This is a genomic window from Limosilactobacillus avium (assembly GCF_947381485.1).
In the GTDB taxonomy this organism is placed as follows: domain Bacteria; phylum Bacillota; class Bacilli; order Lactobacillales; family Lactobacillaceae; genus Limosilactobacillus; species Limosilactobacillus avium.
Window position 1 is genome coordinate 50,374 of sequence record NZ_CANCWN010000007.1, and the last position, 21,521, is coordinate 71,894.

The 21,521-nt window shown below is 48.5% G+C and carries 21 protein-coding genes and 20 tRNA genes; 4 read left to right on the top strand and 37 right to left on the bottom strand.

Features of this window, described 5'->3' with window-relative positions:
* Positions 1-6: 6 nt before the first annotated feature.
* From murG to QOS01_RS03875, 8 genes are all read right to left on the bottom strand, one after another.
* Positions 7-1,113 (bottom strand): undecaprenyldiphospho-muramoylpentapeptide beta-N-acetylglucosaminyltransferase, encoded by a 1,107-nt coding sequence (murG, locus tag QOS01_RS03840; RefSeq protein ID WP_283621194.1) that lies wholly within the window; start codon positions 1,111-1,113, stop codon positions 7-9.
* Complete coding sequence (gene murD, locus QOS01_RS03845) at positions 1,113-2,489, bottom strand: UDP-N-acetylmuramoyl-L-alanine--D-glutamate ligase (RefSeq protein WP_283621195.1); 1,377 nt, start codon at positions 2,487-2,489, stop codon at positions 1,113-1,115. Before murD ends, murG begins: the two co-directional genes overlap by 1 nt.
* A 25-nt stretch (positions 2,490-2,514) precedes the next feature.
* Positions 2,515-3,486 carry a phospho-N-acetylmuramoyl-pentapeptide-transferase gene (mraY, locus tag QOS01_RS03850; protein WP_283621196.1) on the bottom strand — a complete coding sequence of 324 codons (972 nt, stop codon included), beginning with the start codon at positions 3,484-3,486 and terminating at the stop codon, positions 2,515-2,517.
* 12 nt (positions 3,487-3,498) lie between these two features.
* The gene (locus QOS01_RS03855) at positions 3,499-5,637 is read right to left on the bottom strand and encodes a penicillin-binding transpeptidase domain-containing protein (protein WP_283621197.1); all 2,139 of its coding nucleotides are present in this window, start codon (positions 5,635-5,637) and stop codon (positions 3,499-3,501) included.
* Positions 5,637-5,990, bottom strand: a complete 354-nt coding sequence (locus QOS01_RS03860; RefSeq protein WP_283621198.1) for a cell division protein FtsL — start codon at positions 5,988-5,990, stop codon at positions 5,637-5,639. The genes QOS01_RS03855 and QOS01_RS03860 overlap by 1 nt, the downstream gene beginning before the upstream one ends.
* Before the next feature lie 14 nt (positions 5,991-6,004).
* Positions 6,005-6,955, bottom strand: coding sequence for a 16S rRNA (cytosine(1402)-N(4))-methyltransferase RsmH (gene rsmH, locus QOS01_RS03865; RefSeq protein ID WP_283621199.1), 951 nt, complete (start codon positions 6,953-6,955; stop codon positions 6,005-6,007).
* A gap of 16 nt (positions 6,956-6,971) precedes the next feature.
* Complete coding sequence (gene mraZ, locus QOS01_RS03870; RefSeq protein WP_283621200.1) at positions 6,972-7,400, bottom strand: division/cell wall cluster transcriptional repressor MraZ; 429 nt, start codon at positions 7,398-7,400, stop codon at positions 6,972-6,974.
* Positions 7,401-7,528: 128 nt separating this feature from the next.
* Positions 7,529-7,882 (bottom strand): hypothetical protein, encoded by a 354-nt coding sequence (locus QOS01_RS03875; RefSeq protein WP_283621201.1) that lies wholly within the window; start codon positions 7,880-7,882, stop codon positions 7,529-7,531.
* Positions 7,883-8,011: 129 nt separating this feature from the next.
* Here QOS01_RS03875 and QOS01_RS03880 point away from each other — a divergent pair, with 129 nt between their 5' ends.
* Positions 8,012-8,131 carry a DUF4044 domain-containing protein gene (locus tag QOS01_RS03880; RefSeq protein WP_283621202.1) on the top strand — a complete coding sequence of 40 codons (120 nt, stop codon included), beginning with the start codon at positions 8,012-8,014 and terminating at the stop codon, positions 8,129-8,131.
* A gap of 65 nt (positions 8,132-8,196) precedes the next feature.
* Here the strand turns inward: QOS01_RS03880 and QOS01_RS03885 are convergent, their stop codons facing one another.
* The 3 genes from QOS01_RS03885 to QOS01_RS03895 all read right to left on the bottom strand — a co-directional run bounded on the left by QOS01_RS03885 (position 8,197) and on the right by QOS01_RS03895 (position 12,061).
* On the bottom strand, positions 8,197-10,509 hold the full coding sequence (locus tag QOS01_RS03885; protein WP_283621203.1) for an FtsK/SpoIIIE family DNA translocase: 2,313 nt from the start codon (positions 10,507-10,509) through the stop codon (positions 8,197-8,199).
* A 15-nt stretch (positions 10,510-10,524) separates the two neighbouring features.
* Positions 10,525-11,034: a tRNA (cytidine(34)-2'-O)-methyltransferase gene (locus QOS01_RS03890; protein WP_283621204.1), complete on the bottom strand. Its 510-nt coding sequence runs from the start codon at positions 11,032-11,034 to the stop codon at positions 10,525-10,527.
* A gap of 169 nt (positions 11,035-11,203) precedes the next feature.
* Positions 11,204-12,061 carry a methyltransferase domain-containing protein gene (locus tag QOS01_RS03895; RefSeq protein ID WP_283621205.1) on the bottom strand — a complete coding sequence of 286 codons (858 nt, stop codon included), beginning with the start codon at positions 12,059-12,061 and terminating at the stop codon, positions 11,204-11,206.
* Positions 12,062-12,174: 113 nt separating this feature from the next.
* On the opposite strand from QOS01_RS03895, the gene QOS01_RS03900 reads away from it, so the two are divergent.
* Positions 12,175-13,200: a lactonase family protein gene (locus QOS01_RS03900; protein ID WP_283621206.1), complete on the top strand. Its 1,026-nt coding sequence runs from the start codon at positions 12,175-12,177 to the stop codon at positions 13,198-13,200.
* Positions 13,201-13,267: 67 nt separating this feature from the next.
* Here QOS01_RS03900 and QOS01_RS03905 read toward each other — a convergent pair whose 3' ends face one another.
* The 3 genes from QOS01_RS03905 to QOS01_RS03915 are packed head-to-tail and all read right to left on the bottom strand — an operon-like array spanning position 13,268 to position 15,640.
* Positions 13,268-14,155, bottom strand: coding sequence for an RluA family pseudouridine synthase (locus QOS01_RS03905; RefSeq protein ID WP_283621207.1), 888 nt, complete (start codon positions 14,153-14,155; stop codon positions 13,268-13,270).
* Positions 14,155-15,069 carry an NAD kinase gene (locus QOS01_RS03910; RefSeq protein WP_326521097.1) on the bottom strand — a complete coding sequence of 305 codons (915 nt, stop codon included), beginning with the start codon at positions 15,067-15,069 and terminating at the stop codon, positions 14,155-14,157. The genes QOS01_RS03905 and QOS01_RS03910 overlap by 1 nt, the downstream gene beginning before the upstream one ends.
* The gene (locus tag QOS01_RS03915; protein ID WP_047767460.1) at positions 14,951-15,640 is read right to left on the bottom strand and encodes a GTP pyrophosphokinase; all 690 of its coding nucleotides are present in this window, start codon (positions 15,638-15,640) and stop codon (positions 14,951-14,953) included. Before QOS01_RS03915 ends, QOS01_RS03910 begins: the two co-directional genes overlap by 119 nt.
* A gap of 155 nt (positions 15,641-15,795) precedes the next feature.
* On the opposite strand from QOS01_RS03915, the gene QOS01_RS03920 reads away from it, so the two are divergent.
* Positions 15,796-16,431 carry a DsbA family protein gene (locus QOS01_RS03920; RefSeq protein ID WP_283621209.1) on the top strand — a complete coding sequence of 212 codons (636 nt, stop codon included), beginning with the start codon at positions 15,796-15,798 and terminating at the stop codon, positions 16,429-16,431.
* 115 nt (positions 16,432-16,546) lie between these two features.
* Here the strand turns inward: QOS01_RS03920 and QOS01_RS03925 are convergent, their stop codons facing one another.
* The 3 genes from QOS01_RS03925 to spxA form a co-directional block, all read right to left on the bottom strand.
* The gene (locus QOS01_RS03925; protein WP_283621210.1) at positions 16,547-17,575 is read right to left on the bottom strand and encodes a competence protein CoiA; all 1,029 of its coding nucleotides are present in this window, start codon (positions 17,573-17,575) and stop codon (positions 16,547-16,549) included.
* Positions 17,576-17,618: 43 nt separating this feature from the next.
* A complete protein-coding gene (locus QOS01_RS03930; protein WP_283621211.1) occupies positions 17,619-18,299 on the bottom strand; it encodes an adaptor protein MecA in 681 nt (226 codons plus the stop codon).
* A gap of 122 nt (positions 18,300-18,421) precedes the next feature.
* Complete coding sequence (spxA, locus tag QOS01_RS03935) at positions 18,422-18,823, bottom strand: transcriptional regulator SpxA (RefSeq protein ID WP_047767452.1); 402 nt, start codon at positions 18,821-18,823, stop codon at positions 18,422-18,424.
* Positions 18,824-19,018: 195 nt separating this feature from the next.
* Between spxA and QOS01_RS03940 the strand changes: the two genes are divergently transcribed.
* Positions 19,019-19,513 (top strand): antibiotic biosynthesis monooxygenase family protein, encoded by a 495-nt coding sequence (locus QOS01_RS03940; protein WP_283621212.1) that lies wholly within the window; start codon positions 19,019-19,021, stop codon positions 19,511-19,513.
* A gap of 92 nt (positions 19,514-19,605) precedes the next feature.
* Here QOS01_RS03940 and QOS01_RS03945 read toward each other — a convergent pair.
* The 20 genes from QOS01_RS03945 to QOS01_RS04040 all read right to left on the bottom strand — a co-directional run bounded on the left by QOS01_RS03945 (position 19,606) and on the right by QOS01_RS04040 (position 21,438).
* Positions 19,606-19,680 (bottom strand) — tRNA-Asp (locus QOS01_RS03945).
* 4 nt (positions 19,681-19,684) lie between these two features.
* Positions 19,685-19,758: transfer RNA gene (locus QOS01_RS03950), tRNA-Met, on the bottom strand.
* Positions 19,759-19,800: 42 nt separating this feature from the next.
* A tRNA-Ser gene (locus tag QOS01_RS03955) sits at positions 19,801-19,888 on the bottom strand.
* Positions 19,889-19,923: 35 nt separating this feature from the next.
* A tRNA-Glu gene (locus tag QOS01_RS03960) sits at positions 19,924-19,995 on the bottom strand.
* A 5-nt stretch (positions 19,996-20,000) separates the two neighbouring features.
* Positions 20,001-20,088 (bottom strand) — tRNA-Ser (locus tag QOS01_RS03965).
* A 2-nt stretch (positions 20,089-20,090) separates the two neighbouring features.
* Positions 20,091-20,165: transfer RNA gene (locus tag QOS01_RS03970), tRNA-Ile, on the bottom strand.
* A gap of 8 nt (positions 20,166-20,173) precedes the next feature.
* A tRNA-Gly gene (locus tag QOS01_RS03975) sits at positions 20,174-20,244 on the bottom strand.
* A 10-nt stretch (positions 20,245-20,254) separates the two neighbouring features.
* A tRNA-Phe gene (locus QOS01_RS03980) sits at positions 20,255-20,327 on the bottom strand.
* A 5-nt stretch (positions 20,328-20,332) separates the two neighbouring features.
* A tRNA-Asp gene (locus QOS01_RS03985) sits at positions 20,333-20,407 on the bottom strand.
* A gap of 5 nt (positions 20,408-20,412) precedes the next feature.
* Positions 20,413-20,486 (bottom strand) — tRNA-Met (locus QOS01_RS03990).
* Positions 20,487-20,495: 9 nt separating this feature from the next.
* Positions 20,496-20,583, bottom strand: a tRNA-Ser gene (locus tag QOS01_RS03995).
* Between the two features lie 40 nt (positions 20,584-20,623).
* Positions 20,624-20,697: transfer RNA gene (locus tag QOS01_RS04000), tRNA-Ile, on the bottom strand.
* 16 nt (positions 20,698-20,713) lie between these two features.
* Positions 20,714-20,787 (bottom strand) — tRNA-Met (locus tag QOS01_RS04005).
* A 26-nt stretch (positions 20,788-20,813) separates the two neighbouring features.
* A tRNA-Pro gene (locus QOS01_RS04010) sits at positions 20,814-20,887 on the bottom strand.
* Between the two features lie 6 nt (positions 20,888-20,893).
* A tRNA-Arg gene (locus QOS01_RS04015) sits at positions 20,894-20,967 on the bottom strand.
* Between the two features lie 8 nt (positions 20,968-20,975).
* A tRNA-Leu gene (locus QOS01_RS04020) sits at positions 20,976-21,061 on the bottom strand.
* 16 nt (positions 21,062-21,077) lie between these two features.
* Positions 21,078-21,149 (bottom strand) — tRNA-Gly (locus tag QOS01_RS04025).
* Between the two features lie 10 nt (positions 21,150-21,159).
* Positions 21,160-21,232, bottom strand: a tRNA-Thr gene (locus QOS01_RS04030).
* 42 nt (positions 21,233-21,274) lie between these two features.
* Positions 21,275-21,347, bottom strand: a tRNA-Lys gene (locus tag QOS01_RS04035).
* 18 nt (positions 21,348-21,365) lie between these two features.
* Positions 21,366-21,438: transfer RNA gene (locus QOS01_RS04040), tRNA-Val, on the bottom strand.
* Positions 21,439-21,521 lie beyond the last annotated feature (83 nt).

Sequence of the window (21,521 nt, forward strand, 5' to 3'; positions counted from 1 at the left end):
TCCTTACTACTTTTGGTGGTCATCAATCGCCTTATGCAAGACCTTAATCAGGTGGTCAGCAGCATCCGGCTTTCCTAATTTCCGTGAAGCAGTTGCCATCTCTTTGCGCAAATCAGCGTTTTCCATAATCTTATCTGCCTGAACCATCAACGACCGGGCGTCAAGGTTATCTTCCGTGATCATTACCGCAGCATTCTTCCGTACGAGGGCCTGGGCGTTTTTAACCTGGTGGTTAGCCGTAACGTAGGGACTCGGGATCAGGATAGTTGGTACACCAAGCGCGGTAACCTCCGCAATCGTGGTTGCCCCTGCCCGTGAAACAAGCGCCGCCACCTTGGGCATCTTCGCCGGCATGTCCTTGATATAAGGCACAACCTTAACGTTATCCGCAATTTGGACACCCTTCAGCTGTTCCTGAACCTGATCGTAGCGTTTTTGACCAGTGGCAAAGATAACCTGGTATTTCCGCTTATTGAACTGCGGAATCGCGTCAACGACGGTCTTATTAATCTTTGGTGCGCCCTGGCTTCCCCCAAAAATCATCAGGGTTGGGACGTCATCTTTAAGGCCGTAGCTCGTCCAGGAGAACTGGCTATCCGTTTGCGAAACCACCTGTTGGGCCCGGGGGTTACCAACCATTGTTACCTTTTCTTGAGGGAACTGGCTCCGGGCCGCCTCAAAGGCGATTGCAATCTCGTCAACGTAACGACTCAGAAACTTATTAGTGACCCCGACAACACTGTTTTGTTCGTGAATAACCGTCGGGATATGGTGTTTGGCTGCCGCATATAGAACGGCCCCACTAACGTAGCCACCAGTTCCCAAAACAACGTCGGGTTTAAAATCCTTAATAATCGACTTAGCATGGTGGACCGACTTCAAGAAGAGGTAGACGGTCTTAAAATTTTCCAAAGAGAGGGATCGCTTGAAACCTTGCATTTTCATTGTTTCCAGCTTAATTCCTGCATCCGGAACAATCTTGTTTTCCAAACCACGGGTCGTTCCCACGTACAGGACCTCGGTCCCCGGTTCAACCTGCTTAAGACGCTCAATTAATGCTAAGGCCGGATAAATGTGGCCACCCGTTCCGCCTCCAGAAACTAGTAAACGCATTAGTTATTCTCCTTTCGTCCAGTCAGCTTTTCAACAGCTTCAATAAAGCGGTCACCCCGCACCTCAAAGCTGGGGAACTGATCCCAGCTGGCGTTGGCCGGTGAAAGAAGGATTACGTCTCCCGGTTCACTAACCTTCCAAGCTGCGGGTACCGCTGTAATAGCATTTTCACTCTCCAGGATTGTCGGAATGCCGGCTTGTTCAGCCGCGTCCTTCATCTTATCCTTGCACTGGCCAAAGACAATAATGGCCTTAACGTGTTTTTTAAAGTACGGTACGAGCCGTTCGAAGGTGTACCCCCGGTCTAAGCCGCCGGCTAACAGGATTACCGGCTGTTCAAAGCCCTGCAAGGCAACCTCAGTCGCTTCAATGTCGGTCGACTTTGAATCATTGTAGAAACGCCGCCCCTTGTAATCGAGCACGTACTGAAGACGGTGGCGGACCCCACTGAAGGTCGTGAGGACACTGACGATATCTTCATTGGCGACCCCACTTAGCTTAGCAGCCGCAATTGCCGCCAGTGCATTTTCCACGTTTTGGGGTCCAATCAGGCGGATATCCTTTGCCGCCATAATTCGTTCACCGCGCCAGTAAATATCACCATTTTCCTCGTATGAACCCTCATGACTCTTGTCTTGCCGTGAGAATGGAACAATAGTTGCTTGACTACGGCGGGCAATCTCTTGCCACTCGTCCCGGTCCCAGTTCATGATCAAAAAGTCGTCCTTGGTTTGGTTCCGGGTGATATTTAACTTAGCGTTAATGTAGTTTTCACGGGTCTTATGGTAGTCCAAGTGATTGGAGAAAATATTGGTAATAATCGCGATGTGGGGATGAATTGTCGGGGCCCCCAACAGTTGGAAGCTCGAGAGTTCCGTGACCAAGGTGTCATCAGGGCCCAGTTCTTCAGCAACCTTGCTAAAGGAAACCCCGATATTTCCAGCATACTTCACCGTATGGGTGGAACTTTTCGCTAGCATCAGCTGCGTTAAGGTTGTCGTCGTTGTCTTACCATTACTCCCGGTAACACTCACCAGGTGGCCGTCAAAGATTTCCCAGCCTAACTCGGCTTCGGTGATGATTGGCGTCTTCTTCTCAACAAACTTGGCAACCAGGGGATTATCATACGGAATACCCGGATTCTTGACTACCACGTCAAAGTCTTGGTCAGCTAGAGACAAGGGGTTACTCCCGGTGATGACGTTAATACCATCCGCCTTCAAATCGGCAACCACTTGTGGATCCTTCGGCGTCTTCATATCGTTTGCCGTTACCTGCGCCCCAAGCTTAACAAGCAGGTGGGCAGCGTTTAATCCACTAATTCCAAAACCAATCACGAGGGCCTTTTTCCCTTGATAATCTTCAATCTCTTTCATCGTAACTCATTCTCCCGTTTTAAATTTAACCAACTAACAAAATCGTGCTGACAGCAATAACTGCCCCAATTAATCCAACAATCCAAAAGACAATATCGATCTTCCATTCACTCCACCCACACATTTCAAAATGGTGGTGAATTGGGCTCATCTTGAAGATCCGCTTACCAGTTAGCTTAAAGGAAGCTACCTGGAGGATTACACTAGCCGTTTCACAAACATAAACAATTCCAATGACCAGCAGCGACCATTCGTGGTGTAAGAGCAGGGAAACGGCCGCTAAAGAGGCACCAATTGCTAAAGATCCCATATCACCCATGAAAATCTTGGCCGGCTTGTGGTTGTAAGGGAAGAAGCCCAGCATGGTCCCAATCATTGCCAAACAGAAGAGGGCAATTTCTGGATAGCCCGGTTGGTTTAAGTTAACCAGGGCAATTACCAGGTAAGCCAAGAACGAAATGATCGATAGGCCACTGACCAGGCCATCCAACCCATCAGTCAGGTTAACGGCGTTAGAGAAGCCGACAATCCAGAAGATGATGAAAAGGCCGTACAGCCAGCCGTATTGGTTGGTTCCGAAGCCCATTTGAAAGCCTTCGTACTGGTAAATTACGGTAAATACCATCGCCGCAATCACCTGACAGAGGGCTTTTTGCCAAGCTTTAAACCCTTCATTTTGGTGGTGGAAAATCTTAATACTATCGTCCCACATCCCAATCAGGCCGTAGACAACAAGAATCAACAGGAGGGCCCAGAGGGTATTGTCAATTAGCCCCCGCCAGGCAGCCACCCACAGGATCGTAACTACTGCCGAAATGATGAACAGAAAGCCCCCCATTGTCGGCGTTCCCGCCTTCTTGGCGTGCCAAGTTGGGCCCTCTTTTCTAATCTGTTGGCCCTCCTTCTTGGCCCGGAAATACCGAATCAACGACGGCATTAGCAAAAAGGTAATTAGAAACGCACTGATAAGCGTTAAAACACCACTTAATAGATTCATATTGTCCTCCTATTACTGTTTATTTTGGTACTCAACAGTAAGGGTCTGGTGACCATTAACCTTGCTGTTGGCTTTAATACTTTGTTTACTTACGTAACCACTACCGTGTTCAACCAGCTTGATATCCAATTCGTTAGCCAGTTGTTGGACGTCGGCCGCACTCCAGCCACTTATGTCAGGCATCTGGTACTTGCCACCCGTATTAAGAATTACGCGCTGGTTTTTAAGAACCTGCTTGCCCGGTGCGGTTGGCTGGTGACGAACCTTCTTGCCATCACCAATTACCACTGGCTGAATATGCAGCTTGTTCAAGCGGTCAGAGGCAGCAGTTGGTGTTTGACCAACCACGTTGACCATCTTAATGACACTGCTACTTGCCCCCTGCTTATCTTCGAGCAGGCTCTTCATTACCGGCTTGAAGATCGATGCCATCTGCTTCGTTGCCGGTTGGCTCAGGTTCTTTGGTTGCCGTAATGTGATGTACATTACGTAACGCGGGTGCTTTGCGGGCGCCATCCCCGCAAAGGAGTAAAGATAGTTGGTATCACCATTACTGTAACCGTTGGCGCCCCCAATTTGAGCAGTCCCGGTCTTACCAGCGATACGGTGACCCTTTAACTGAAAGTCATGGCCTAAGCCCTTTTGATCATAGACAACTCCCTCCATGTAGCCGCGGACTTGCTTGGCCGTTGACGCCTTGATAGGGTGACCAACAACCTCCGGCTTAACGCGCTTAATAACCTTACCATCGGCGTTAACGATTTTCTTGACGATGTATGGCCGCATCATCTTACCATTGTTGCTGACCGCGCTAAACGCCTGCAGCATTTGCATCTGGTTGACCGTAATCCCCTGACCAAAGGCGGTGTTCGCCTGTTCCAGGATCCCTTTGAACTGGGTAAAGCCGGAAACCTCATTGCCCATGCCAAGCACGTTAACCCGCTTGAGGAGGCCAAAGCGCCGGATATACTTCATCCATGTCTTTGCCCCCATGTTTTGTTCAATATGGGCAAAACCAACGTTACTGGACATGTCGAAGGCGTCCTTAAAGGAAATCATCCCCCAGCCACTAGAGGACCAGTCGACGATTTTTCCGCCACCCATTGCCCAGGTTCCGGAATTAAAGGTGGCGTTCGGGTCAAAGTGCCCCGAGTCAATTGCCGCGCTTAAAGCCAGGATCTTCATTGTCGAACCGGGTTCATAGGCGTCCTGGACAAACATGTTCCGCCATACCGGATTCTTCGAGCGGAGAGTTGGCCGTTGGGTTGCGGCAACAATTCTCCCCGTCTTGGCATCCATCACAATTGCGGTGACGGCGTTTGGGTTGGCGGTCTTATATACGTTGTTGACCTTGCTCTCCAGCAGGTGCTGGGTCTGGGCATCAATGGTAGTATAAATGTCGTCACCATTAACGGCTTCCCGGGTAACTCCTTTCGAGTTAGCCAGCCGGTAACCGTAAATATCCCGCTTATCTTGCCGCATCCCGTTTTTACCAGTCAGTTCCTTGTTAAAGTAACCTTCAAGACCGAGCTGACCAGAAAGGGTCGTCTGCCCGGTCTGAGCATTGACCTTGGGGCCCGCCATCCCAATAATTTGGGAGGCAAATTCCCCCTCTGGATATTGACGGGCGGGGGTCGCTACAAAGTTAATTCCCGGCAAGTGTTCCTGCTTGATCTTTTCCATTGTCGCCACTGATAAATTATTGCCGGCCGAGCCAAACTCAACCTGGTAGGGCTGGTTTTTAGCATCCAGGCGTTTCTTAATTTGTTTAGGCGTCATGTTCAAGTACTTGGCTAACACCCTGGCCGTCTTAGCCTTGTTCGTAACGTAAAGCGGTTTCCCCTTTGAAGACCGCTGGTTATGGTCCAAGACCGCATAGATTGTGTATTTGCTGGTATCCGTTGCAATGGCGGTCCCCTTGCTGTCGTAAATATTGCCCCGTTTGGCCTGGATTATTTGCCGCTGGGTGTAGATCTGTTCTGCTTGCGACTTCAGGTTAACGTGCTGGACATCCTTATTAATCGCAATGTAAGCAAAACGAACGAAAAATAAGGAAAATAATCCAATCGTGATTAGGAAAAGCCATTTCCCAAAGTTCCCCTGATTGCTATTATTTTTCTTACTCCTCGTTCGCTGTGGCTCTTTATTCATTATCTATTAATGTTCCTTACGTTTGAATTTTTATCAGATAAACCGTACTTGTGAGCGGCCCGCTTTAAGCTGGCCTGACTAGTTAAAACAGCAATTTCTTGACGGTCACTCGAATTACTGTTTTTTACTCGCGAAACACGGGACTGCAGGTCCTGCAGGTCGTGCTGACGATTATTAATAGAAATTTTAGTTGAAAGTAAGGTAATTATCAACAGCAGGCTAATGGCACCACCCACAACCATCAGGGCCCGCTCTAACCGGTTCCACCCTTTCGGCTGCTGTTGCATTGCTGGTGCTTGCCTAACCTGCTTAACCTGTTGACTTTCGTATTTTCGTGCTGCATTCGAAACCATTGTATCCACTGTCCTTAATCTTTAATTTTTTCAATAATGCGCAACTTGGCACTGTGTGCTCGATGATTATTAGCTAACTCCTGCGCACTAGGTAGAATTGGCTTCTTATTAACTAGTTTGAACTTCGGCGTCATCCCGGCTGGAATAACCGGTAGGCCCTGTGGAAGGTCAGCAGCCAAAGACGATTTTTCCCGAAACATCGTCTTCACAAGCCGGTCCTCCAGTGATTGGAAAGTGATTACGCTGATCCGGCCCCCAACGTTCAAAAGGTCAAAGGCTTGCTCAAGTGACTCCTCCAATGCACCGAGCTCATCGTTAACCGCGATCCGAATGGCCTGAAAGCTTTTCTTTGCGGGATGCCCGCCGTGGCGTCGCGCCGCCGCTGGGATTCCCTCTTTAATGACGTCAACCAGTTCAAAGGTCGTCCGAATCGGCTGACGGCTGCGTTGCTGTTCAATTTTACGGGCAATCTGCTTAGCAAAACGCTCTTCACCGTACCGGTAAAGAATCCGAACCAATTTTTCGTATGGCCAGTCATTCACCACATCCATCGCCGACAGTTCCTGGTCTTGGTTCATCCGCATGTCCAGGGGGGCATCTAGCTTATAGCTAAACCCCCGCTGGGCGTCATCAAACTGGGGTGAAGACACACCCAGGTCATATAAGACCCCATCAACTGTAGCAACTCCCTGCTTAGCCATTTCCCTCTTCAGGTTACGGAAATTATCCTCAATTAAGGTTAGCTTTCCCGCGCTAATCTGGTCCGCAAGTGCTGCCTTGTTGTAATCAATGGCGGTTCTGTCCTGGTCAAACGAAAAAAGGTGGCCGGAATCGAGTTGTTTTAAGATCGCACTGGTATGGCCGCCCCCACCGAGGGTTGCATCAACATACTTTCCGGCTGGGTTAATATCTAAACCAGCAACGGCCTCTTTTAGTAGAACCGTTATATGTTTAAACTCGGCCATTCAAATCCACCTCATCTTAAAAATCAATCTCTAAATCCTCAGCAATTTCATCAAAGTTTTCGGCCGTATCGCCAGAGTAACTCTGCCAACGATCCGCACTCCAAATTTCAAAGCGGTTTGATACCCCAATAATCACGCAATCCTTCGTCAATTTGGCATGCTGACGTAATACTGGTGGAATGTTCACCCGTCCCTGCTTATCAAGGACGCATTCGGTAGCCGCCGAGTAAAGGAAGCGCACAAATGCCCGCGCGTCCCGCTTTGTTAGCGGTAGCTTCTTCAGTTTGGCTTCTAAACTCTGCCATTCGGTTTGAGGGTAACCAAAAAGGCACCCGTCTAGTCCCCTTGTGATGACAAACGGTGTCCCTAATTGATCACGGAATTTAGCGGGAATGATCAAGCGCCCTTTTGAGTCAATAACATGCTTGTATTCACCCATTAGCACGACAATCCCCCCTAAAACCACTTTATAGGAACAGTCTACCACATTCCCCCACTTCTCACCATGGTATTTTCACAAATAAAAAAAGCAACCAGCAGATTGTACCAGTTGCCAAAATAAAAAATTAATTATTAAATTAATGGTAACGCGCCGGCAAACAATGACAGGGCAAATGTAATCACCGCAATTACCATTGACGAATACCAGAATGGTGGCCAGAAACGGCGGTACAAGAATTCATGGTTATGGACAACCTGAAGAACAATCAAGATCAGTGACCACAGCATCCAAACGGCGATGGGAAAGGCAATCCAGTAGTAACCCAGGTTCCAACATGCCAGGACCCAGAAGAGGATTACCGTGCAAATCCGCCACTCCTGTTGGTGACGCTGGGCGTGAAAGAGCCGCCGCGCTAAATACCTTACTCCCACGTAAATGAGGATAATAAGAACTTGTAAAAACACTTTCTGATAGTTAATAAACACCCTACTTATTCCTTTCCAGCGATGAGATAAGTCAAGTTTACCATAAAAGAACCTGCTAAAGTTTGAAATCTATCTTCAACTTGCGTTAAACTACATACAGTCAACAAAGCTGAAAGGCAGGAATCCATAATGCAACGGAAAAAGAAAACGCGCTTCCAGAAGATCACCATGGTCGCAATCTGGCTCATGCTCATCGCGATGCTGGGCTCGCTTATCTTCGGTGCCATTGCTTCGTTAAATTTGATTTAATTAGAAATGATTAAGGAAACAGGCCGCTGCGGTTCTTTGAACTGTAGCGGCCTGTTTCCTTTTCATTACTGTTTATCCGTATTTTCATTATCGTCTTGCTTGAACACCTCACGCGGTTTCGACCCGTTGGCCGGGCCAATGTAGCCCCGCTGTTCCATATCATCAATGATCCGGGCCGCGCGGTTATACCCAATCCGGAAGCGCCGCTGAATTAAAGAGGTCGAGGCCTTCTGTTGCTGGATCACGAACTTGAGGGCTTCAGGGAAGAGTTCATCTTCTTCCTCATGTTCTTCCTCGTTTTCAATTTCCTGATCCGTAACCACCATATTCTCGTCGTACTCAGCCGGCTGTTCCTTTTTGATAAAGTCCACCACTGCTTCGACGTCCTGGTCAGAAATGAAGGCCCCCTGAACCCGGGTCGGCTTGTTCTGGTCGATCGGTTCAAACAGCATATCCCCACGGCCAAGTAGCTTTTCGGCCCCGTTCGTGTCGATAATTGTCCGCGAATCAATCCCACTGGAGACCGCAAAAGCAATCCGTGACGGCACGTTGGCCTTAATCAGTCCCGTGATGACATCAACTGACGGTCGCTGCGTGGCAAGGATCATGTGAATCCCGGCGGCCCGCCCCATCTGGGCAATCCGGACAATGGCATCCTCGACGTCATTCGAAACGGTCATCATCAGGTCCGCCAGTTCGTCGACAACAACTAGCACCAACGGGAGGGTTGGCTGTTCGTCGTTTCCCTCCTGTGCATTATTATTTTGAACGAGCTTATTGTACCCCTTGAGGTTACGGACACCGAACTTAGCGAATAGTTCATACCGCCGTTCCATTTCCGCGACAACCTTAGCAAGGGCCCGGGCCGCTTTTTTCGGTTCCGAAACAACCGGGCTTAGCAGGTGGGGAATTCCATTATAGACACTCAGCTCAACCTTTTTCGGGTCAATCAATAATAATTTAACCTGGTGGGGCTTGGCCTTGAGTAGGATACTGGTCAGAATAACATTGATCGCCACTGATTTACCAGACCCGGTGGCACCGGCAATAAGGAGGTGGGGCATCTTGGTAAGGTCCGCCATCTCGACATCCCCAGTAACGGTTCGCCCGAGAGGAACATTTAATGGGCGGTCGTCACTAGGAGCCGCTTCAAACATGTCCCGGAAGCCAACCGTTGCGACCTGCTTATTAGGGACTTCAATCCCAATTAATGATTTACCTGGAATGGGAGCCTCAATCCGGATGTCCTTAGCGGCAAGAGCCAGCGCCAAGTCATCTGCTAAATGGGTAATCCGGCTTACCTTTACCCCGACCGCTGGCCGCAGCTCATACTTCGTTACCGAAGGACCCAGGTTGACGTTTTCAACTGTTGCATCCACCCCAAACGACTGCAGGGTTGTCTGGAGGGTGTGGGTATTCTTCTTGATGTTTTTGAGGTCGGCCTGTTGGTCAGTCGCTTTCACCTTGGTCAGCAAATCAAGGGGCGGTAACTGGTAATCCTTGTCTTCCTGGGCGGTAACCCCAGTAAGGGGCATGGGATCATCATCCTTCTTCTCCGTGAGTGGTTGGCTGTCTGCTGCCGTTTGTTTACTGCTAGCAACAGTAATTGTGGGGTCCGGTTGGGCAACAGCACTTTGGGCCGCCGTCTTCTCTTTGGCCGTGGTTGGTAGCACCGCTGACTCCATCGGGGTTGGATTTTTTTCTGGCTCCTGATTACTTACGTGGGGAGTGACGGCCGGTTGGTCAACGTACTTGTGGAGTCGCTGACCAGCGCCCTGCACCTGGTTGCCCGCCTTCTTCAGGCCAATGCCAACGGTGGCCAAAAAATCACGCCACGGTAAGGCAAAGAAGATGACGATCCCGAGAATCATCAGTACCCAGGAAAGAATTGTGGTCCCAATGTGGGCAATCAGGAGGTTGCTGACGTTATATAGGTAGGCACCAATCATTCCCCCACCAATGGGAACCGTCGTATCACCATTAAAGATGGTTTTACCAAGGTTACTCCAGGTCACCTGAATAAATTTAGCGTGAACGCCCTGCTGGTTGACCATGAGGACATGCAACCACATCAACAGGCCCAGGTAGGAGACTATAAAGCCTGTTATCCACCGGCCCTTCAGGTGCGGCCAGCGGGCAAAGAATGTAAAGGACAAGGCAAAGAACATTACCACAATGATTGCAAGCTGGTAACTCGCGCCAAAGAGGATTCGAAAACCATTGGCAATGACCGTTCCCAAAACGCCTAAGTTTGTTAACCCCAGAAGCATCAAAAGCGTCACGATTAAGCCCAGGAGGTTATTGATAAGCTGGGCATCCTTTTTACTACTTCCCCGCTTCTTTGATTTGCGTGTTGCCGGACGCCTTTTTCTCGCCATCCTTAATCCTCCTCGTTACTTTAATTTATCAAAATGGTAGGTATGGACCCGGGCAAGGTTCGGGAAACTTTGCTGCCGGAGGGCCTCATAAATCACAATTGCCGCACTATTGGACAAGTTCAGTGCCCGGATATTATCGTCATTTTGGGGAATCCTGATTGCGTTATCGGGATACTTACGCATGAAATGTTCTGGTAACCCCGTCGTTTCCTTTCCGAAGAGGAAGTAGTGGTCGCCAGCTTCCGTGTAGTCGACATCCGTATAGTCATGGTTAGCAAACTTAGAAACGATGTAAAGTTTGCTCATGTCCGGGATCGTGGCGATGAATGACGGCAGGTCATCGTGATAGGTGATCTTAACCTTATTCCAGTAATCCAATCCGGCCCGTTTCATGTGCTTGTCATCCGTTGAAAAGCCCAGGGGCTTAATCAGGTGAAGCTCAGTATTGGTTCCCGCACAGGTCCGGGCAATATTCCCGGTGTTGGCAGGAAAGAGCGGTTCAAAAAGTGCAATGTGATTTGTCATCTTAGTATATCTCCTCAGATAAATAAAAAAAGCAGGGTCTCGGTGTGGGCACGGCGAAACGCTGCTTTAATGAAGTACTCCTTAGCAATTACTAACGACACTGTTCGATATCAATTGCTAAACGATTTCTGAAATATAATTTAGCACGATTTTTAAAAAAGTGCAAACTTTATTCTGATTTTTTGGCAATTAATAAACTGACGTCCACCGTTACTTTGTCTAATCTAGCATAGTCGGCAGCGGTTAACTGCCGTACTCCCCGTCCCCAATGCAAGGGTGTCATCTCCACCAGGGCCTGCTTCATATCTGAGGGAACGGTAAACTGGTAGTGAATCGTTTGGCGCTGACAGTCGGGATAATGCTGGTTGAATAGGTCAAGGACCCGGTGATTATCGTAGTTTGACTTTTGTTGGTGGTCCCCATACAAAAGTTGTCGTACTTCCTTTAGGTAACCAGCATTGGGGATAACCTTCATCAGGCAACCACCCGGCGCCAAAACCCGGTTAAACTCAGCATAGTCAGACGGCGAAAATAACTCGACCAGGGCATCAAATGATTCCCCGTTAAATGGCAATTGTCTGAGGTCAGCAACGCAGAAGAATGCCGTTATCGGCAGCTGGGTTGCCAAGGTAACCCCTGCTTTAGCAATGTCAAAGCCCACCATTGTATCGGCAAGTGAGTGGCGAATCTTTGCCAGTTGCGCTAAGGGAGTTCCCTCACCGGTGCCAACATCCAGGATCCGTAACGGTCGCGCCGGGAGATTGTGGGCAACTGCTTCAATGATTGGCCGAAAGAGCCCTGCCGATAGTAACTGCCGGCGCGCAACAAACATTTCCCGACCATACTCGGTATCCGCGGCCCCACTTAAGAAGTGGAGGTAGCCGTGACGGTTAAAGTCGATCCGGTGGCCCCGCTGACAAATAATACTGTTCTTATCGACCTCTTCCATCGGCGCCTTACATACCGGACACCGGAACAGGGCAATGTGTTTTTGAACAAACTGGCGCTGACGTTCACTTTTCTTCATTTTTGATCTTCTCCTCGCATTTCTGATAATAGTTTAACATACGGTAGAATTAATCATGGTGAATTGTTATATTAATAGGGTAAGCATTTTCAGAAGGAGGAAAATGATTAACCATGACTGAACAATTTTTAATTGGTACATATACGTTAAAAGATAGCAAGGGAATCTATAAAGTGACCCTTGATACTGACGAAGGAAAGCTGACCGATGTTAGTCTCGCTGTTCCTTCCCAAAAGCCAGCCTACCTGCAGGTTGGTAGCGACAAGCGCGTCTATGCGGTAAAGCAAGATGGCGATTCTGCCGGTGTTGCTGACTACTCTTTAGCAGACGGCACTGCAAAGACCTTGAGTACTGTTCTCGCCACTGGTCCTGCACCAGCATACGTTGGCTTGGACGAAAAGCGGCACCTCCTGTACAGCGCCAACTACCACACTGCCAATGTGGAAGTATTTAAGATTAAAGACGACGGCCAACTGGTAGAAACCGATAAGGTCACTCACCAGGGTGAAACCGGTCCTGAACCAGAGCAAGAAGCACCCCACGTTCACTATGCCGACCTGACACCTGACCAACGATTGATTGTTTGTGACCTGGGGATGGACCTGATCGTGGTTTACAACGTTAGCAATGATGGAAAGCTGACTGCCGTTTCCCGTTACCAATTTGAACCAGGCTTCGGGACCCGTCACCTGATCTTCCACCCGAACGGCAAGTACGTCTACGTTCTCGGGGAATTGTCCAGTAAGCTGGCCGTCCTCAAGTACAACGCTAATGATGCCAGCTTCACCCACTTACAGACCCTGAAGACCATTCCGGCCGATTGGACCGCCCACAACGGTGCCGCCGCTATCCGGATGTCTAAGGATGGCAAGTACATCTACACCTCCAACCGTGGTGAAAACACCATTGCGGTCTTCGCAATCCAGCCGGACTTCACCGTCAAGCACATTCAGTCAATTTCAACTGAGGGTGACTTCCCCCGTGACTTCAACCTCAGCTCAGACGAGTCTTACCTGCTCGCTTCAAACCAAAATACCGATAACCTCACCCTCTACAAGCGCGACTCAGCAACTGGTAAACTGACCCTGCTCCAAAAGGATGTGGCCTGCCCTGAACCCGTCTGCGTAATGCGGTTCTAGGTTCTAGACAGTAATGAATAAAAATAAGCGCCACCGCTTGACTTCAGCCAAGTGGTGACGCTTATTTTTATTCATTATGCAAAACCCGGCGAAAGTCAGCAGGTAACGGTGCTTCAACCGTAATCATTTTTTCCTTAAAGGGGCTGTAAAACTGGATCCAGTAACAGTGTAAGGCCTGACGACCAATCAAATTCGTCGACTGGCCATACATTGCATCCCCGATTAGTGGATGGTGAAGAAACGCGAAATGGACCCTAATCTGGTGCGTCCTTCCCGTGTGCAGACGGACCTTCACCAGTGACCAGGCTGGGTGTGGTTCTTTCAACCAGTATTCAGTCACCGATGCCTTGCCCCCAGGCGCCACTTCACGCTTAACAAATGATTCTGGGTCCCGGCGAATGGGCGCATCAACGTAACCATGGCTGGTTTGCAAACGACCGCTGACCAGGGCCAGGTAATTTTTCTTGACCTCATGGCGCTTCAATTGCCGGTCCAAGACGGCGTGGGCAAAACGGTGCTTAGGGAAGACGACTAAGCCACTGGTGTCCTTATCCAAGCGGGTCGCCACGTGGGTCACCTGGTTCTCGTAACCTTGGTGGTGGTAATAGTACTTGACACGGTTAACGAGGCTGTCCGCCACGGGAACGTTATGGGCGGGAACCGTGGCGACGCCCGCCGGTTTATTCAGGACCAGGAAGTCCCGGTCCTCATAAGCAATGTTGATTGGTGCCGTGCTTTCGTCAACCTGGTCATTTGCCACTTCCGGTGGGAGAACCAGCGAATATGTATCGCCGTAATGGACCATGTCAATTGCCCACTTTTCCTGACCATTGATGAGCATCTTACCACCATGGTAAATGGCCACCTTCATAAGGGTCGAAGTAACCCCACTCATTTTAAGGGCCGAACGCAGCTTACGCGGGGTCTGATGATTATACTGCCAAGTAAACTGCATTATTTTGCGCCACCAATGAACGAGTCCTTGACCCGGTTCCAGAAGTTACTGTGCCGATACCGTGCAAAGTAAATTTTCTTTTGGGAAACCTGGAACGACAGCTCCATCAGATACCGGCTCCCCTTTTGAACCTTCAAGCGGAGCTTTTCACGGTCACAGGTCATTACATGGTCATTAACATCTCGTAAGCGCAGCATTAGCTTGGTCTGGGCGCCAAAGATAATTGGTGAGCCCAGCGTCCGGAAGACCCGGTTATTCAGCGAAGCCATCTCCGCTAACTGAAAGCCAATACTGTTCGGGTCCATAATCGCCCCACCGACGGACTTGTTGTAAGCCGTCGAGCCGGTTGGCGTTGAGATGCAGAGGCCATCACCCCGGAAGTTTTCAAACAGTTGGTTGTTGATGTACACATCACACACCATCATCCGAATAATATTGCGGATTGTGGCCTCGTTAAGGGCAATGTATTTATCAACCGTTCCATCGGAATAGATTGCCTGCATATCAAGCAGCGGGTAGGACACAGATTGTCCACTATCCTGAACGAGACTATCGACCAGGTCATCAATTTCAAAGTTCCGCCAGTCCGTGTAAAAGCCCAAATGGCCAGTGTGAATCCCCACAAAGCGAATCTGATCAAGCTTATCAACGTAGTGGTGGAAGGCCGATAGCAAGGTCCCATCACCGCCAATGGTAATTACCACTTCCGGATGGGCGGCATCGTATTCCAAGCCCACACGGTCGATTTCTGCCCGGAGAAGCTTGGTAACCCGTTGGGACTCACTGGTTTCATTATTAAATATTGCGACTTTCACTTTGTTCCTCCTCTGACCGATGGCCCTCATCACCAGCCGTGTTTTGCTCGGCGTTTTTCTTATAGGAGAAGAGGGTCTGTGCCTCCTTGATTTCTTCACGAATCTCCGACATCTCATTATCAAGCTTGAACGCTGCCTCCGCCGCGCGCTGCAGACGAGCCGACAATTCTTCGGGGAAGGCCCCCTTATACTTGTAGTTCAGCGAATGCTCAATCGTTGCCCAGAAGTTCATTGCCAGCGTCCGAATCTGAATCTCGGCAAGGATCTTTTTTTCACCAGTCACCAGCTGGACCGGATACTCAATCACGATATGGTAAGAACGATAACCACTCGGCTTAACGTTTGAGATGTAGTCCCGTTCTTCAAGGATTGTCATATCGCTCCGCTGACGCAGCAGGTCAACAACCTTATAGATATCCTCAACGAACTGGCACATGATCCGCAATCCAGCAATGTCTTGCATGTCTTGTTCGAGGCGGTCCTCTTGAACGTGGCGGCGGACCATCTTCTCCTTAATGCTTTCGACCGGCTTTACCCGACCCGTGACAAATTCAATCGGTGAATGCTGCTTTTGATCTTGGTACTGCTTGCGCATCCCCCGTAATTTAACTTTCAGTTCATTTACGGCTTGTTGATATGGCAATAAAAAGTGCTGCCAATTTTCAATCATAATCTAGCCTCCTGTTAAATCTCGCTCTTATTTTAGCATACTTTAAAACATTCTCGAATGCTTTTATCTTGGAAACAAATTACTTTACAAAGGCCAGGCAATTTGTCACAATAACAATTATTAATGTTACTATTTCTTGATCGGAGGGGCAGTTAATGCTTGAGATTCATCTATTTGTCAATCCTTTGGGAATGCGTTGTTTTCGGTGTGAAAACGACGTCTTACGGGTTGATCATGATTTGAATACAAAGATTAGTTACCAATTCATTCCGCTCTTTAACATGCAGACGATTGCGGACACAATTGATCTTTACCATCTCGATGCTTGCAGTCTTAAAGTTCGTCAGGAAGTTAGTACCACCCTCAGCCAAACAATTTTAGATTATAAAGCGGCACTTTTTCAGGGTGGCCGGCGTGGTCGCCAATACCTCTTGCGTTTACAAGATGTAATGACCAAAAAGGGGTGGCATTATTCTGACCACCTTGCCAAAACAGTGGCAGAAAAGAGCCAGCTAGATTTGGAAATGTTTATGGAAGATCGCCATTCAGCAATCGCCAAGCAGGCCTTCAAGAAAGACCAGGCAATTGCCAACTCGTTAGGAATTACGACCACGGCCACCGCCGTCATTTACGATTCAACGGAGCCAAACTATGGCTACTTGATCCCTCAGTTCGATTATGAAACCCTGATTGAATCATACCGTAACCACACCTTCAATCCTGACCAGTCTGTCCAGGACTTTGCCGCTCAATACCATTCCGGTCCGTTCCGGATTATCAAAAGTAATTGATGAATAAGGAGTACCATTGTTCGTTATGATGAACAGTGATACTCCTTTTATTTTAGTATTTGCTAGCTGTTTGGCTAACCCGTTACTAGCCAAGAAGGTGTTAAAAAACCAGCTTTTAATGTCCGCGCTTGTTAACTCGGATCTTATCGCTGACCTGTTCAAACCAGTGGGGGTGCTTAAGTAATACATACTGCTGGTCAACGAGAGCGATAATTCCCCATTGGCAAAGTTCTTGCGTAAAGGCAGTGATCAACTGCTGACGAATTAAACCTCCATCTACCAAACACGGGAAATTTAACCAGTCCGGCTGACCAATCTCTGCCAGACGCGCTCCCCAGGCACTAGCTGACCAGGCAGAAAAGAGTGGTTGCCCACCTAGCCAATCAACGACTCTAATTCGCCAAAAAATAATCGGCTGCCGCGTAACGGGCCAGCTAGGCTTAACATCATGACAGACCAACGGGCAACAACTCAGTGGGACCTGGTGACGCTGCCAGACTTGTGCAGCCAGCTGACGAACCGCTGACTGCCGGCTGGTAGTGGACATGAGCTTTTGTACCTGGTCATTGATTATTCTCCTTGTTACCCTCGTGCGGCGGGCCAAAGAGCAGTGATAGTGATTAAAGTCAGCCCTTAATCGGCCCTGCTTGGTATCCCAGTACCAGATCCCAGGTCTTCCATTAATTAACTGCGTAAACTGGGCCACCTTCTCACTGCCTAGCCGGCGCCGATAAGGACTGCCGAGGTACCAATAGGGATGAATTCCCAGGAAACGATAACCCTGATTGCGCTCACTTATTCGTTGAACACTTAACGGACTACACTGGAATTCAATTACGACCTGTTGGCCCCGCCACTGGAACATGATGTCTGGACGTTGAGAAATTTTTGGCAAATAATACTCTACCCGGGCCGGTATTCCCTGTTGGGCCAGCCACTGATGAATCTGCAGCTTTCCTAACAGGTGCTCTGCTGTCTCACCTTCGCCATAGGAACATCCCGCACCCCGGCAATGAGCAAAATGCGCAACCTTTATTTTTCCCCGGCGAAGGTGAACCTCTTGATTACAAACTGGGCAAGCGTACTTCAAGCCGGGATCCGCTACGTTGGCCATTATTAACTGGCCATTATGTTTTGCTACCAACAAAAAAATCCCCCACTTTTTAAAAACGGGAGATTTTTGAAAATTAATTAAAATAGTGACGGACGGTCGCCAAAGCTGAGCCCGACATTATTTTTTTCGCGTGTTCGCTAAGGAAGACAATTGTCGTGGCTGTCGGATTACCGTACTCGTAAGCCACCGCCAGATTATCCTTAACCGCATTGTCGTTTGTCACATCTTGGCGGTAACGCAAGGCAAGGTAATAATGGTGGTTATACTTATAAAGCTCACTGCTAACATCGGGATCTTCAGGAATGCGGGCGAAATCGATTAGGTCTTCAAACGAAGGAAAATCAACAATCTGCCAGCGAATAGTTGGTTGGGCCGGTGCCGGTTTGGCCTTCTCCTGGGCACCAGAAAGCGGCTGCGTGGCGCCACCCTCACCTTGCTGGCGGTGTGCTTCCATTACACGCTTCTGGATGTATTTGGCCACCTGTTGACTATCATCTGCGTTTGCTTTAACATCTGGATTATTCTTACTGATGAAGAGTTCCAAACCATTCCCGGTCGGCATGACCTGAAAGGTTACGGAGTCGTTGTCAGCAAATTGGTGGTCAGCGTCCACCTCTCTCAAGATGCTGTAAAAGAAATCTTCAATCTGCTGGTGATCACCAAGCAAGTCGAGAATAGTTATCCCCCGCGCGTCTAAATCTTCATTACTGATCAATACGCGGATAGTATTCTCATTGATTCTTTCCATTTCCATTCTGCAGCACCTCCTTAATTACAAATACTTACTACTATTCTAAATGTTTTCACCTAAATGTAAAGCCGGGTGATTGACCGGTGGCAAAAGAAAAAGCCGGGAACGATTCCCAGCCCGTATTTTTAGATTAAATCCGCTTTTCGCTGTGCTTCGGCCAGTTCAATTTCACGAACCTTCCGGGGCAGGAAACGACGAATTTCATCCTCGTTGTACCCAACCTGCAGCCGCTTGTCGTCCATAATGATTGGTCGGCGGAGCAGACCTGGATTTTCACTAATTAACTGATACAGTTTTTTCATCGGTAAAGCGTTTAAATCAACTTTTAGATTGTGATAAGCTTTTGAGCGCTTCGAGATAATATCTTCAGTCCCGTCTTCTGTCATTCGTAAAATATTCTTAATTTCATCGACTGACAATGGATCGGAGAAGATGTTTCGTTCCTTATAAGGAATGTTGTGTTCTTGCAACCAAGCGCGAGCTTTCCGACAAGAGGTACAACTTGGAGACGTATAAAGAATAACCATTAAGTAAAAGCCTCCTTTTAAATTACGACAACATTCATCAATACAACTAATATTATACTATGTATTATAGGCTGATAAAAGGGCTTCTAACAATTTTTCTTAACTTTTTGTAAGTAACATCGTTAAAAATATTTTTAATAAAAATTCGATTATGTACTATAATTAAAGAGACAATTGTTATGAGGAGGAATTTCAGTGTTAACAAAACTCAGCTTTACGTTTGGGTCACATCAAATCCTGCAAGGGATCATGAGTAAGCACCCCGACCGGAAGTTCAAATTAATGCAGGCGTCTACCCACAGTAATAAGTTAGCTCTCTTTGACCTTTCAAGTCAGGAGACCATCTTCAAGACTCCCGTTATTTTAAACGTCCTTGACGAAACCATGAATAGTAACTACAACGGCTTATTCTACTATCAATCCTTCGAGGTTAACGGCGACCGTCAACAGGTCCTTTACAATAGTTTACAGAAGGTTGTTAATGATAAACCAGGCAATATGAACGCCGGACTGATGATGTCGGTCGCTAACAAGGCAGAAAGTGCTACCCTTATCTTATTGACTGTCTGGGATAGCTTCGAAGACCTGACTGCTTGGAAGAACAGTGATTCTTTTGCAGCACTGACTAACTTCACCAGCATGGGATCAGACAACTACTACTATGACGAAACTTATCGCCCAATTGCATAAGGGTTGCCACTAAAAATGCTCTAGAGCTTCACATCGTTCTAGAGCATTTTTTAATTCAATAAAAAAAGCAGCTCAATCAGAACTGCCAGTAACGGTCCGTACGAGACTCGAACTCGTGATCTCATCCGTGACAGGGATGCGTCCTAAACCAACTAGACCAACGGACCAAAATTGCGGGGGCTGGATTTGAACCAACGACCTCCGGGTTATGAGCCCGACGAGCTACCAGACTGCTCTACCCCGCGATAATATTATAAGACCATATTGAGAAATTTCAATATGTCGAACGGAGAATGAGGGATTTGAACCCTCGCGCCGTTTTCACGACCTACACCCTTAGCAGGGGCGCCTCTTCAGCCACTTGAGTAATTCTCCATAAACAAAACGATAACAACAAAACTACAAAAAGATGACCCGTGCGGGATTTGAACCCACGATACCAGCGTGAAAGGCTGGTGTCTTAACCACTTGACTAACGGGTCATAAACGGAGAATGAGGGATTTGAACCCTCGCGCCGCTTTCGCGACCTACACCCTTAGCAGGGGCGCCTCTTCAGCCACTTGAGTAATTCTCCAATGGGCCTAAATGGACTTGAACCATCGACCTCACGCTTATCAGGCGTGCGCTCTAAACCAGCTGAGCTATAGGCCCAAAACTAAAGCGGGTAACGAGAATCGAACTCGCGACAACAGCTTGGAAGGCTGTGGTTTTACCACTAAACTATACCCGCATTTAAGTTATGGCGCGGGACGGAATCGAACCGCCGACACACGGAGCTTCAATCCGTTGCTCTACCAACTGAGCTACCGAGCCAAAAACGGTCCGTACGAGACTCGAACTCGTGATCTCATCCGTGACAGGGATGCGTCCTAAACCAACTAGACCAACGGACCAAAAATTGCGGGGGCTGGATTTGAACCAACGACCTCCGGGTTATGAGCCCGACGAGCTACCAGACTGCTCTACCCCGCGATAATAAAAAGGAGGATGAGGGATTCGAACCCTCGCGTCGTTCTCACGGCCTAGCGGTTTTCAAGACCGCCCCCTTCAGCCACTTGGGTAATCCTCCATGATAAAAATGTTATGATTCATCAAGGCAAAACGCCTGATGGACCTTGTAGGACTCGAACCTACGACCGGGCGGTTATGAGCCGCTTGCTCTAACCAACTGAGCTAAAGGTCCAAAACAGCCAGCCAAATCGCGGCGGGGGGGATCGAACCCTCGACCTCCCGGGTATGAACCGGACGCTCTAGCCAGCTGAGCTACACCGCGAATGCTAATATATATTATATTAGAAATCGGGAAAACAGGATTCGAACCTGCGACCCCCTGGTCCCAAACCAGGTGCTCTACCAAGCTGAGCTATTTCCCGAGAAAATGCACCCAGAAGGAGTCGAACCTTCAACCTTCTGATTCGTAGTCAGACACTCTATCCAATTGCGCTATGGGTGCATAACAAGTGCCGAGGACCGGGATCGAACCGGTACGGTTATCACTAACCGCGGGATTTTAAGTCCCGTGCGTCTGCCAATTCCGCCACCCCGGCATTATAGAATTGACAAAGCGGAAGACGGGATTCGAACCCGCGACCCCCACCATGGCAAGGTGATGTTCTACCACTGAACTACTTCCGCATTATACAAGTGCCGACTAGAGGAGTCGAACCTCCGACCTTCTGTTTACAAGACAGATGCTCTACCAGCTGAGCTAAGTCGGCATGCACAATAGTTATTATACCAAACCATTAGTCATTTGGCAATGAGCCGTGTGGGGGTCGAACCCACGACCCTCTGATTAAAAGTCAGATGCTCTACCAACTGAGCTAACGGCTCATGAGCATTTGTGCTCAATGGAGGATACAGGGCTCGAACCTGTGACCCTCTGCTTGTAAGGCAGACGCTCTCCCAACTGAGCTAATCCTCCATGAATGCGTGGCAACGTCCTATCCTCGCAGGGAGCGATCCCCCAACTACTTTCGGCGTGTTGAAGCTTAACTTCTGTGTTCG

Coding starts and splice junctions, on each gene's coding strand:
- QOS01_RS03895 (WP_283621205.1), bottom strand. CDS start 12,061: ATGAAGAAAAGTGAACGTCAGCGCCAGTTTGTTCAAAAACACATTGCC.
- mraY (WP_283621196.1), bottom strand. CDS start 3,486: ATGAATCTATTAAGTGGTGTTTTAACGCTTATCAGTGCGTTTCTAATT.
- QOS01_RS03930 (WP_283621211.1), bottom strand. CDS start 18,299: ATGGAAATGGAAAGAATCAATGAGAATACTATCCGCGTATTGATCAGT.
- murD (WP_283621195.1), bottom strand. CDS start 2,489: ATGAAAGAGATTGAAGATTATCAAGGGAAAAAGGCCCTCGTGATTGGT.
- QOS01_RS03915 (WP_047767460.1), bottom strand. CDS start 15,640: ATGATTGAAAATTGGCAGCACTTTTTATTGCCATATCAACAAGCCGTA.
- QOS01_RS03860 (WP_283621198.1), bottom strand. CDS start 5,990: ATGGTTTCGAATGCAGCACGAAAATACGAAAGTCAACAGGTTAAGCAG.
- QOS01_RS03890 (WP_283621204.1), bottom strand. CDS start 11,034: ATGACAAATCACATTGCACTTTTTGAACCGCTCTTTCCTGCCAACACC.
- QOS01_RS03900 (WP_283621206.1), top strand. CDS start 12,175: ATGACTGAACAATTTTTAATTGGTACATATACGTTAAAAGATAGCAAG.
- QOS01_RS03905 (WP_283621207.1), bottom strand. CDS start 14,155: ATGCAGTTTACTTGGCAGTATAATCATCAGACCCCGCGTAAGCTGCGT.
- QOS01_RS03885 (WP_283621203.1), bottom strand. CDS start 10,509: ATGGCGAGAAAAAGGCGTCCGGCAACACGCAAATCAAAGAAGCGGGGA.
- spxA (WP_047767452.1), bottom strand. CDS start 18,823: ATGGTTATTCTTTATACGTCTCCAAGTTGTACCTCTTGTCGGAAAGCT.
- murG (WP_283621194.1), bottom strand. CDS start 1,113: ATGCGTTTACTAGTTTCTGGAGGCGGAACGGGTGGCCACATTTATCCG.
- QOS01_RS03880 (WP_283621202.1), top strand. CDS start 8,012: ATGCAACGGAAAAAGAAAACGCGCTTCCAGAAGATCACCATGGTCGCA.
- QOS01_RS03855 (WP_283621197.1), bottom strand. CDS start 5,637: ATGAATAAAGAGCCACAGCGAACGAGGAGTAAGAAAAATAATAGCAAT.
- rsmH (WP_283621199.1), bottom strand. CDS start 6,955: ATGGCCGAGTTTAAACATATAACGGTTCTACTAAAAGAGGCCGTTGCT.
- QOS01_RS03920 (WP_283621209.1), top strand. CDS start 15,796: ATGCTTGAGATTCATCTATTTGTCAATCCTTTGGGAATGCGTTGTTTT.